This is a genomic window from Pseudomonas sp. BP01, assembly GCF_022760795.1.
GTDB lineage: Bacteria > Pseudomonadota > Gammaproteobacteria > Pseudomonadales > Pseudomonadaceae > Aquipseudomonas > Aquipseudomonas putida_Q.
Genome location: NZ_JAFBKA010000012.1, coordinates 165110 through 175409 on the forward strand (window position 1 = coordinate 165110; position 10300 = coordinate 175409).

Consider the following 10300-nt stretch of genomic DNA (forward strand, 5'->3'; position numbering starts at 1 on the left):
GAACAGCAAAAACTAAAAAGGCCCCGCTGGGGCCATTAGTTTTTTCGAACTCAACCTGAAATAATTCAGTCGGTTTTGGTTGCGGCGGGGTCGGTCGATGCTTCCAATAGATCGCCAGCGGGGGTTGGGCTGATCCAGTTTCTGGCCTGCTCAAGGTACTCTAACACGCAGAACTGCAGGCTCTCCAGAAAGCTATTCAGCGCTGATTCGTACTGAAGGAAATCAGCCGCTGTGTCGTCGATTTCGGCTCTTCTGCTACCGTATACATGAATCGGCTCATAGTCATCGCTTTCTGGATGCTTTTCGTAGTTGTCGACAAGTAAACGAACTTTGTCAGTCAGCACCAGCCACTGCAGAGCACGCTCAGAGCCCAGTGAAGCCGCAAGGTTCAGGGTCGAGGTGAAGTCTGATAGCCTTGAGTGAGCTGTAAATAGAGCACACTTGAGCTTTCCGAAACTCGGATTTTCCTGTTTCACCTCGTTGATTAGCGTGTCAATATTTTCGGTTGTCAGAAGGCCGACATCGAATTGAGTGATCTCCTTGGTATGTCCAAACCAGTCGGTCGTGGCGTAAGAGTCAACGACAGAAGCCACCAGCCGATTTAAGACCACCATCACCTGCTTTTCCTTGCGGAGTCGAGGAACGACATCGATCACCAAGTAGAAGAAGTAGGCTGCGATCAACCCCGTCAGAAGGTCTCCCACGATGTCTTCAAAGGCTTTCGACTGAAAGAAGATCACGACTTTGGGCCAGTCTGAAAGCATGTAGTCGGTTGCCGGAAATTTCACCTTGACCGCACACAGGCAAAGCAGAGCACCAACTGCCCAGGCACAAAGCCTCCTTTCAAACCTGTCCTTCAAAAAATCCCACATATCCGTATCCAATGAAAAGGGCCCCGCAGGGCCCTGATTTGTACTCAAACAGTATTACTTAGCCAACCAAGATTCGACTTCGTCGGCGCCCCACTTGGCCTTCCATTCTTTCAAGACCTTGTGATTGCCGCCTTTGGTTTCAATCGTTTCGCCGTTGTGTGGATTTTTGTACTGCTTTACCTGGCGGGGTTTGCGCTCAGCTTTGGTCTGCACTGCTGGAGCAGAACGGCGATTTGCAGCTTGTGGATCAAGAATGGCGATCACATTGCGCAGGCTGTAGCCGTACTCGGCCAGCAGATCGCGGAGCTTTTGCTCGAACTCGATCTCTTTTTTGAGCGAGTCGTCATTTTTTAGGGCTTCGAGCTCGGCCAGTTGAGCGGCCAGTTGCTGTTCGAGTGCGCGGAATTCGGCAAGACGTGACATAAGAATCCTCATGTTCGGGTATATTTGAAGCAGGTTTTACACAAGTACTAATAGCCACGTCAAGTAAATCTATCGTAGATAGCCTTGCGTAAGGCCTCGCGCTCAGTTTTACTAATGAATCCCGAAAAGGGCGAAGACTGTCGCAACTCGCGCAGGTGATCGTTGTCTTGAGTGATAAACTCGCAAATGCTCTCGACATTGCACATCAAGACGATCCCCCATTCTTGGACGACAACTGACGACTCAGGGAGTTCGTCAGCAATCTTGGCTAAGTTAGCCTTTGCGACATCCAGCAGCCCCGGATCTGCCAGCAGCTTTTTGGCCACAAGCCTGTGGGCTTCCAAGCTGTACATATCGTGCAGTTCATGGATATTCACAGGCATCTCCAGTTGCTAAGATTACGCGAGCTCTACAGCGAGTCTATCTGCATTATCACTGAGGCTGAAATCGTTCCTCAGCGACCCACGCCTCTTCAGCTCTTGGAGGTAATCTTCCCGAGACAGATCACCCATCGCCCTGGCGTTAGCAAGCGCCGCCAGCTCTTCAGCCGAGCTGTTGATCCCGTATTCGGTGTGGATGTCGACGTGGAAATCAGGCTCAGCGACTTTGTTGAAGTATGCAATCCACCCCAGCACCCGCTCTACCGCCGACGCCAGATTGAGAGCAATCAGCGCTACCCTGTTGTTCGTCTCCCCAGCTCGCAGCGCCCGACCTGTAGCAGTCTCGACAGCCCCTGTATTTTCGAGCATATCTGAACCGTAGCTCTGCATTTTCGCTTCCAGGTCTTTCAGGGAATCCCTCCCTGCACCGATAGCCGCACCGCTGTGCTCAACATACTTCAGATCAGCCCCAGCATCGCCCTTGATCGCGTACTCCGAACCAATCGCGATGGCGGCGTCATCCGCAACACCCGATGCAAAAAGCACAGGCACTCTGGCAATCCGCAATATGTTCGACTGATCTGAGCTCTCTTGATAGTGCTGTACGTTCATGAAAGCCAGATCTTTCAAGGGCGGCGGCGCAAAGAGCTCACCGCTGGCGACGACGGCTGATGAATGCACCGGAGCGACAGGGATTTCTTTGAGCGCAAACGCCTGGTCGAGCGCCACGGCTGTGCCGTCTTCTTCGTAGAGTGACCAGGTAACGTGCTCACCTTCGCGCTTGAACACCCTCACCCGCACTACTTCTTTCTCGCCCCACTCGCCGTCAGCAACCACGGCCTTCTCCTGGATGCGGATCTCGGTCAGGCGGTCGTCCTCATCGAGTCTGTATCCGAGAATGTGGTCTCCCGAGAGGTGATATGCGTAAGGCCGGCCACCGTGAACAGCGCAGTCGACGGAAATGAAGCCCGAACCGTTCCACAAGGCATCCTCGAAGACCGTCGAAGCCAGTCCGCTCAGGCTTGTTCCCCTACCGTCAACAGCTTTTAGGTACTCATCCGCGAGGTCTTGATAGTTTTCACTTTTCAAAACTAACGGGCGCGTGAATGGCTTAGATGCGAGGTTTTTGGCCGTCCGGTCGGTGTAATTCGTCAGAAAAGACCTGTCCAGGCGCCTGCGGTGTGAGTCCTGTGACTCGCCAGGCTCTCGCGGAAGGTACTTCGTTCCAGCAGCTCTGAGCGCCTGCGTCCCGCCTCGAACGGCGCGGATCAGCTCGCGATCATCGTAAAATTTTTGGCACCTCAGGGTGCGCGTCGATACGGACATCTTGCTAATGCCTCTTATTGTTATGTAAATATTCTATCATTTATCAAATAGTGCTTGACACGAAACTTGGTGGATTTTGAAACTTCCCTAATTTCGTAAGCGTAAACACATACTTTACAAGTCCGCAAACGGGCTGTAGGTTTGTCTCCACCAATGATTTGGAGTGATCAAATGGCTACTCGTGGAATTGGCACTCATGAAGATCTCTATAGGTGGATGCGCGTAGTTTATTGGGAGAGGGACAAGAAGCATCAGAAGATATCTCGCGCCATCTTTGAGGATAAGCTGGCTAGAAGAATTCGCAGGCTATGGCGACCAGGAAAAAAGTACAACTCTGCAGCCGTAGTCATGGTCGACTTTTCCGTTGAAAACCACATCACCTTACACGTCTACGAAAAATGCCCAGGCAACCCATCGGACATAATTACTGGCACCAACCGTGAGCTTTTACGAGAGCAGAAAATGTGGGGGCACGTTAAAGTCCGTGAGGAGTTTGGCACCAAAATATGCACCTTTGAATTAATTAGAGAACCGAACCACGCATATACAGTATTCTCATCAAACCACATTGAATCCATCACATTCCGAACGAAGCTGCAGAACATGGAGGTCATCAAGTGGTACTACAATGAAAAGAGCCCTGTATTCACCGCACGCCTTGCTGCACTGATGTAACTGGTCGCTTCCAAGTCAAACGGTATGCAAGCGCGTCCCAGGCATGGTCATCGCCGCACTTAGCCACGCTATCAAGCTGATCTTCATCACGCTGAAGCTCAGGAATAGAAGAAGTCAGAAACCTGCAATTCGTGAAGAAATAGATGTGCGGCTTGCTGGGATCCTGCTCAATCGTCGCCTGCAGCCGGTTGAACATGAGCTGCGCACTCGTCACGCGAGAACCCGGCGATTTGTCGCTGTTTACAAAAGTCATTCCCTCGGCGGCAAGATCTTTGGCTACGGTCGGTGCGGTGCCCTGATCGACCTTCGATCCATTAAAAATCTGATTGTCAGCCGGCCCCGGCGTCACTTTCGCATGGCTTTTTAGGATGGTCTCCTGCAGCTTGAGCTCCCTAGCTTTCAGGCGCTTACCGATGTTGCCGGCGCTCAAAAACAGCCCTAGGTCACGCTTCTGCTGAGTGCCGTCTGCGTTCAGTGGAGTACCGTAGTCCTCACCTACGACGATGATGGAGCCCTTGGGCGGGCAGAAAGGCTTGCCGTTGACGAGGACAGATTCGCCGTTGGCTTCCGCAGTCCAAAGACAACAGAAAGGTGTCGACTGGCCGTAGTCAAAGGATCGCTCGACTTTCCAATGTGCGGGTATGGTGAACGGCTGCATGAGCAGCACATCCTTCTTCCAGAGAGCAGCGAACATCGCGGTGTCATCAACGGCTTCCCAGTCCCCAAGCAGCCAGCTGGCACGCTTTGCTGGGTCACTGATAGTCCGCAACCAGGCTTTATATTCGTCATTGAGGTGTGGGTTCTCGAACACGGTGCCAAAGATCGCGCATTTGTCCCGCTGGCCATTTTTGTACTCAATCTGGCCGCTGATTTTGCCGTCGATGAACCTGGCCTTGACCCACCTTTTTCCGACGCCCCATGGGTTGGTGGTGGAGCGCACCTGTAGTGGGGGCATCAGCGGCTGAGCTTTGGTGGGTTGGTACGACGTCCGGAGCGTCGACATCATGGACTCGTAGATCTCGTCTGTAGCCCAGGTGGTCAGCTCGTCCCAGCCGATAAAGCTGTATTCCTGACCGTGGAACTTAGCCTCGTACTGCTCCTTCTTCTCGATGTAGTCGAATATTAGGACTTCTCCAGTTGGGAAAGTCCACTCGCGCATCGACTTGTTGTACGTAGCGCCTGGGAACAACTTCGGGAAAAGCCTGTGGCTCTTGACGATCAAGTCTTTTAGCGATGAAAACTGACGACGTAGGATCACGCCACGCCAGTAGCTACCCCAGCCCTGACCGACATGCTGACCGAATGCCATCAGCAAGCACTCGGATTTCCCGTTGCCCCTGGAACCGTGAAAGAGGACTTCTTTGACGAGATTCCGAGGTTGGCCAGTGAGGAGAAGCATCCCTTGGGAGCTCAGGCCACCATCAGCTCCTGGGATCGGCTCCCAAACAACCTTTCTGACCGCTTTTGCAATTGGGATAATGTTTCCGATTTTGCTCTTTAAGCCGTTCCAGGCCCTTAATGTGTTCATTTGGTAACCTTATAGTTCTTATTATTTGGTTATTGTTTGTTCTATCTGTGGGTCACAAAGCACCTTCGCGTACCGCATGCGGCACCGTGGAAGAGCCCTGTTTGCGCACAAACGCCTGATCGCCGTTGATCACAAATCACCGGAGCGCGACTTACGGCTTTTTTCGTATTCAGCAATTTTCCTTGCAGTAGGATTGCCCGCAAACACCCGGAGCTCAAAGGCGATTTTGCGGCCAAGAGTGGTAACTTTTGGGATAGCGCTGCGAGTGTAATCCTTGAGCCAGCATCGCTTTTTAGCGCGTTTGAAGAAAACAGCATCTACGATGGATTCGTAATCGCTCAGTACTGGATGCTCACCAGAGTTTGGCGAGGGATCCCAAATATTTCGACCATCGAAGTAGACCAGATGCAGAAGGCCGGACTTGGTCTTCACCTGAAGTACAGCCTTCTCACCTTTCATTGCATAGTCCATGATTTCGGTGTGAATGACGTGAGCATTGCTGATGCCGGACTCAGTCCTAAACCCGCTCAGGGGTAGGTAAAGTGGTGTAAATCCGCAAAAGAACAGGGTTGCCGAGACTTCCTGGATTGTGATTCCGCTGTTACGCCCCTCAAAAAGCTCGACTAAGCGTTCGTAACCACCAGGGCCGTTAAAGTATGTAAATCTGTTGTCAGAGACTGCATTGATGAGCGTTGCAATTCCGCAGTCGCCCCAGCTTCTTTGCTTGATCATCACTCTACCCTTCTTATTATTGTTATGAGAGTTCGTTTGTTTTGGTTTTTGCGAGCAACAAAGCTTCTGATTGCTGTTGCTGCAGGAGTTGATCGAGATCGTTGTCAGAGCCCATGGATGGGATGAGGGCGATGCCAGTACTGGATTCTTCGGTCGTTTCTTGTCGAATCGTGACTTCTTTTCGATTCCAGTCGCCGAATTCTTCCGGCATACGACGCGAGAGCAGGCGCGCGGCTTGGTTTGCATCACCGGATTTTATGGCCTTCATCACTGCGTCGATGGCGGGCTTACAGGATTTTGCTTTCGCTAAGTCAATGCGCTCCAGAAACTCCAGCAGCAACATCTCATCTTTGGTTAAGTCAGACTCGCTCTTGCCCTCTTCCTCGATCTCTTTTGCGGCCTTTTGCCACGCAAAAAAAGTGGATGAAGGCACCCCGGCACAGCCGCAGGCGATCTTCAGGCTTGTCGTCTGGGTGATGTATTTTTCCAGATCAGCGATGATCTTTTTAGTGAGTGCCTTCGCTGCCATCAGTCACTCCAAAAGCCGCGCGCCACTTTTGGCAATCATCAGCGAATCGGATATACCGTCCTTGATGGCCCGCGCGCCGCTCTTGTTCTTGCGACCGTAGATAGCTTCAGCCCGGAAGACCTCGAAAGCCACCTCGGCGATCTGCTCTTTGGACAAGCCTGTGAGCCCCTGGCAGCCCCTCCACTCTTGCGGCCTGGTGAACCTGACTTCCTTGGCGACCAGGGCGGCGACAGCGCGTATGGCTCCGAAGGCATCGCCGAAGCTAAACATGCTCGTAACACCCTGCCCTGGCCGCGCGCCAACTTTCTCGACCACAGCCAAGGCAATGTCGTACTGCGAAAGAAGGTTGAAGGCAGCAACGGGATCAACCCTGCGCTTGCCGTCCTCTTCGACCACGGTCGGCATTGGATAGCAAGCAACAAGATTAAAATGTTCGTCAATTATGGACAGGCCTCCTGAGAGGCCAGGGTCGATACCAAGGATCTTTCGCATGACAGCTTTCTTATTATAGTTATGCGAATATTGTAACAGTTATTTCTTGCGGTTTGTGCGCAAAGTCTCTTCAAGGCGCGGTAGACCTTTGCCGAAGTTTTCGACGAGGAATTTGTATCGAGCCGACTTGTAGAACTCATTAATTTCGTCTAAGTAGCAGTAATCAAATTTTTCCTTACGTATCCACTCCTCATGGGTCATTTTTGTTCCGTCCTTTCGCTTTCTAGCAAATGGGCAATCTACATTTCTCGCCTCAAGAACGAATATCAAATGAACCCCGTTATCCCTAGCGACAGCGCGATACTTTGCTGCGTCATGCTGGCTTGCGATCACACCTTTAGCGTCGAAAAACAGCCTATCGTTTAGAGCGTCGACCCAATCTGGCTGATACGTATGACGAATCACATACTCAACCCTGTGTGATTTTGGCTCGTACTCGAGATTTTTAAGCGGACTAAAGACACCTAGCTTGACTTCAGGCCAAGAGCGAAATGGCTTGGGCACGGGAGGCAGCGACGGCAGGAATATTACGTTGTCAATTGTAACTGGTTTGCGACCGAACCGCTGTTCGTTGTATGCATTCCAGTCGACCTTATCGAGTGCCGCAATGCAAGTATTGGTGATGAGCTCAAGCTTGTCGCGATCAATGTTCCTGTAGTCCTCCCTAAGAGGCCTGCGAAGATCGTCGACTTCGGCCATGTCGATGGTTTGCGGAAGCTTGACTTGCATATTCATATATAAGGCTCTTATTGTTGTTTTTGCTCTTATATGTACATATTAAAAATGAGCCTTTAGCCGTGCAATAGCTAAAGTCAAAATAATTTGATCTTTGACAAAGAAAATTTATTTGGTATAGAGAGCGGGCCGTCCTTGGCCCAGGGAATGCTTAGAGCGGAGTGCTGATTTTGATGTAGCTAGACATCAGAGTTAGCGAGTCGTTGTCGATGATGTAGTAGTCACCGGACTTGCCGCCGTCGACTTTGCGCGTCTTGAGTCCGAAGCATTTCAAGATGTTAGTTACAGCAGCTTGCTTAGCTTTGACCGTGTTGGCGCGAGGCATGTTGATGCCAAGGCTGATGACCTTCGAGCGGATGCTGTTGAGGCTGTCGAACAGGTCTGCTGAGTCGTCTGCTTTCCAGCCCTTAGTAAGCGACATTTCCGCAATTGCCGGCAGGATCTTCGAGAACACAGACATTTCTTCTTCATGGGTCACTTCGTTGACGCTGTAGAGTTTCCTGAAAAGCTTGATCTTGGACTCACCTTCGCCATCGCCCCAAAGCTTAGCGTCTTCGATTGATAGATCTGGGCGCCCAATGACTTCCTGGGCACGGGCCCTGATCACCGCCATGTACTCAGTCTCGTCTTTTGAACCGGAGTCTTGCACCGCCTGGACGACCTCGGTCTTGGCTGCTGCAGACCTGAGAAACTTGGCAGCGGTCTCTTTTTTGACAGCTTTGCGGCCTTGGGAGTCAGCGACGAAGCCAGCCGTGGACATCACATCATCCTGTTCTAGGACTTCGACGTTGAAGCCTTGCATCAAGAGGAGTGCTGGCAGGGTGTTGGAGATGTTGTCTTTTAGCCATGCTTCACAAGAGCAGTGGTCGTACCGAAGTGCATCAAAAGCGGATGGTGCATTGTCAGCCGCAATCGCTTCGCGGATTTTGGTTTTGGCCTCGGCGCTGATCGTGAGCCAGCGCAGAAGCTCCTCCGTCGCCACCATTTCTTTCCTGAAGGTGATGTCTACGATTTCGGACTTTTTGTAATCTGGGTTCTTGAGACCGACAGTAAAGCTGGCAGCAGTCCGGTCACGACGGAGCATTTGGATCGCGTCTGACGGTACTACCTGGCCGCTAAACAAGCCAAAGTGGGCATCGAAGTGGCTTGATGTGATCGACAGCGCGCTAGTGATGACTGGGCTGTAGATGACAATCTCGTGGCCTGCCTGATTTGGGTTCGCGATAAACGCCGCCTGAGCTTCCCATTTCGCATTGTCAGCTGTAATGACCAGTACAGAGCGCTTAGCTTTCTTTTCGATGTACTTGCCGAGCGCCAGGGCCTCACGCGCGACGTCGCATGACACGAGGATCTTCTTACCCTCAATGGCGGCTTTGACGATCAGGCCACGCACTGAACTGGAGTCAGAAGTCCTGACAGTGATGTCGCTGTGATCCTGCGCGATCTTAAAGAGCTTCGCTTCTCGACCGGCGAGAAGATCAACGCATCTGGTGTTGATGTCAGCGTCAGCCAAGATCACTTTTTTGGCTGATTTGATGGCAAACCGAAGAGCGTTCCAAACGGCCTCGCGGTGCTTCACTTCGCCGCCGAGGACGTGTGCAATCACCTGGGATGCTTCGTCGATGACTACTACGTCAGCTGAGTTCACGAACTCTTTGAATTTGCTGGCAGACAGCGAGTTGACGACGATTTTCAGGCCTTTGGCGTTTTGCAGTACGTCTGGGGTGTCGCACTCGTCGTAGCTGACAATGCCTGGGATCTGGGCGATGTTTTTATTGATTGAGCGGCGGTGACTGATTACAAGGACTTTTTTTCCCGCTTCCATTTCATCAGCGAGAACTGGCTCGATGATCTCGCTGGTTTTGCCATATCCAGTGGGGAGTGCCAGGAGAGTTGCGCCTTCGGTCGCTATGATGTAATCCCTGACTTCGACGGCGTCACGCGGAGCCTGGCCCTCGTCCTTGAGTGCTTTGAGATGCGAGATGAGCTCAGCGGTTTTGCGAGACAGCTTTGCATTGATCAGCTTTAAGCACGCTTCGTGGCTGCGACCAGACGCGTCAGCGAGGGCTTTTGCTTTTTCGTCAATTCCACCAGATGTGAAGGCGTCGCGGGAGATCTCGTAAGCCGCGCGATCAAACGCCTCATCGCTGGAGTCGTTTGACGCGATCAATACTGCAAGCTCGACTTTCGACAAGTCGTATACGTTTTTTGCAATGACGCCCTTTTCGCCCGATGCGATACCCGATGCGGTTTTCAATGCTGCTTTGATCGCAGGGATTACATTGCCATCAATGTTGATAACACGGGAAACCTTAGGATAGTCAGTGCGAAGAGTTTCGACGGTTTTCATTACGTCGTCGGAGCTGATGGTTTCGTGGCCGACAATAGTGGCGTTGACTGCGTAGGCGGTGATCTTTTGCATTTTGCTGACTCACTTGCACTTTAAGACGTCTCTCTTGCGTCTTGAGTTAAGTATCGAACTTGAGTGAGACAGCTTGCAACACCTATTTTCAGATTTGACTAAATATTTTTCTCCGACATACCTTAGATGATGGCAAATTACTCATCTATTTAAGTCCTTCTTAGCCAGATAGGTTAATTATCGACC

Annotated in this window: 11 protein-coding genes; 1 reads left to right on the top strand and 10 read right to left on the bottom strand. The window is 51.6% G+C overall.

Annotation, left to right across the window (positions count from 1 at the left end; translation table 11 throughout):
- Positions 1 to 65: 65 nt before the first annotated feature.
- From JOY50_RS13365 to JOY50_RS13380, 4 genes are read right to left on the bottom strand one after another with little or no spacing between them, the layout of a single operon-like run.
- Positions 66 to 872, bottom strand: a complete 807-nt coding sequence (locus JOY50_RS13365) for a hypothetical protein (protein ID WP_243055379.1) — start codon at positions 870 to 872, stop codon at positions 66 to 68.
- A 54-nt stretch (positions 873 to 926) separates the two neighbouring features.
- Positions 927 to 1295, bottom strand: coding sequence for a histone-like nucleoid-structuring protein, MvaT/MvaU family (locus tag JOY50_RS13370; protein ID WP_243055380.1), 369 nt, complete (start codon positions 1293 to 1295; stop codon positions 927 to 929).
- Between the two features lie 59 nt (positions 1296 to 1354).
- A complete protein-coding gene (locus JOY50_RS13375) occupies positions 1355 to 1672 on the bottom strand; it encodes a hypothetical protein (protein ID WP_243055381.1) in 318 nt (105 codons plus the stop codon).
- A gap of 21 nt (positions 1673 to 1693) precedes the next feature.
- A complete protein-coding gene (locus JOY50_RS13380) occupies positions 1694 to 3001 on the bottom strand; it encodes a DUF4055 domain-containing protein (protein ID WP_243055382.1) in 1308 nt (435 codons plus the stop codon).
- A 171-nt stretch (positions 3002 to 3172) separates the two neighbouring features.
- On the opposite strand from JOY50_RS13380, the gene JOY50_RS13385 reads away from it, so the two are divergent.
- The gene (locus JOY50_RS13385) at positions 3173 to 3676 is read left to right on the top strand and encodes a hypothetical protein (protein ID WP_243055383.1); all 504 of its coding nucleotides are present in this window, start codon (positions 3173 to 3175) and stop codon (positions 3674 to 3676) included.
- Here the strand turns inward: JOY50_RS13385 and JOY50_RS13390 are convergent.
- The 6 genes from JOY50_RS13390 to JOY50_RS13415 all read right to left on the bottom strand — a co-directional run bounded on the left by JOY50_RS13390 (position 3648) and on the right by JOY50_RS13415 (position 10114).
- Positions 3648 to 5204, bottom strand: coding sequence for a terminase large subunit domain-containing protein (locus JOY50_RS13390; RefSeq protein ID WP_243055384.1), 1557 nt, complete (start codon positions 5202 to 5204; stop codon positions 3648 to 3650). The genes JOY50_RS13385 and JOY50_RS13390 overlap by 29 nt on opposite strands.
- 129 nt (positions 5205 to 5333) lie before the next feature.
- Positions 5334 to 5939 (bottom strand): hypothetical protein, encoded by a 606-nt coding sequence (locus JOY50_RS13395; RefSeq protein ID WP_243055385.1) that lies wholly within the window; start codon positions 5937 to 5939, stop codon positions 5334 to 5336.
- 19 nt (positions 5940 to 5958) lie between these two features.
- Complete coding sequence (locus tag JOY50_RS13400) at positions 5959 to 6465, bottom strand: hypothetical protein (RefSeq protein WP_243055386.1); 507 nt, start codon at positions 6463 to 6465, stop codon at positions 5959 to 5961.
- A 3-nt stretch (positions 6466 to 6468) separates the two neighbouring features.
- Positions 6469 to 6957 (bottom strand): hypothetical protein, encoded by a 489-nt coding sequence (locus JOY50_RS13405; protein WP_243055387.1) that lies wholly within the window; start codon positions 6955 to 6957, stop codon positions 6469 to 6471.
- Positions 6958 to 6996: 39 nt separating this feature from the next.
- Complete coding sequence (locus JOY50_RS13410; protein WP_243055388.1) at positions 6997 to 7692, bottom strand: hypothetical protein; 696 nt, start codon at positions 7690 to 7692, stop codon at positions 6997 to 6999.
- A gap of 151 nt (positions 7693 to 7843) precedes the next feature.
- Complete coding sequence (locus tag JOY50_RS13415; protein ID WP_243055389.1) at positions 7844 to 10114, bottom strand: replication protein RepA; 2271 nt, start codon at positions 10112 to 10114, stop codon at positions 7844 to 7846.
- Positions 10115 to 10300: the final 186 nt, after the last annotated feature.

Excerpts from the sequence above, each read along its gene's own strand:
- JOY50_RS13365 (WP_243055379.1), bottom strand. The coding sequence starts at position 872 with ATGTGGGATTTTTTGAAGGACAGGTTTGAAAGGAGGCTTTGTGCCTGG.
- JOY50_RS13370 (WP_243055380.1), bottom strand. The coding sequence starts at position 1,295 with ATGTCACGTCTTGCCGAATTCCGCGCACTCGAACAGCAACTGGCCGCT.
- JOY50_RS13380 (WP_243055382.1), bottom strand. The coding sequence starts at position 3,001 with ATGTCCGTATCGACGCGCACCCTGAGGTGCCAAAAATTTTACGATGAT.
- JOY50_RS13385 (WP_243055383.1), top strand. The coding sequence starts at position 3,173 with ATGGCTACTCGTGGAATTGGCACTCATGAAGATCTCTATAGGTGGATG.
- JOY50_RS13390 (WP_243055384.1), bottom strand. The coding sequence starts at position 5,204 with ATGAACACATTAAGGGCCTGGAACGGCTTAAAGAGCAAAATCGGAAAC.
- JOY50_RS13400 (WP_243055386.1), bottom strand. The coding sequence starts at position 6,465 with ATGGCAGCGAAGGCACTCACTAAAAAGATCATCGCTGATCTGGAAAAA.
- JOY50_RS13405 (WP_243055387.1), bottom strand. The coding sequence starts at position 6,957 with ATGCGAAAGATCCTTGGTATCGACCCTGGCCTCTCAGGAGGCCTGTCC.
- JOY50_RS13410 (WP_243055388.1), bottom strand. The coding sequence starts at position 7,692 with ATGAATATGCAAGTCAAGCTTCCGCAAACCATCGACATGGCCGAAGTC.
- JOY50_RS13415 (WP_243055389.1), bottom strand. The coding sequence starts at position 10,114 with ATGCAAAAGATCACCGCCTACGCAGTCAACGCCACTATTGTCGGCCAC.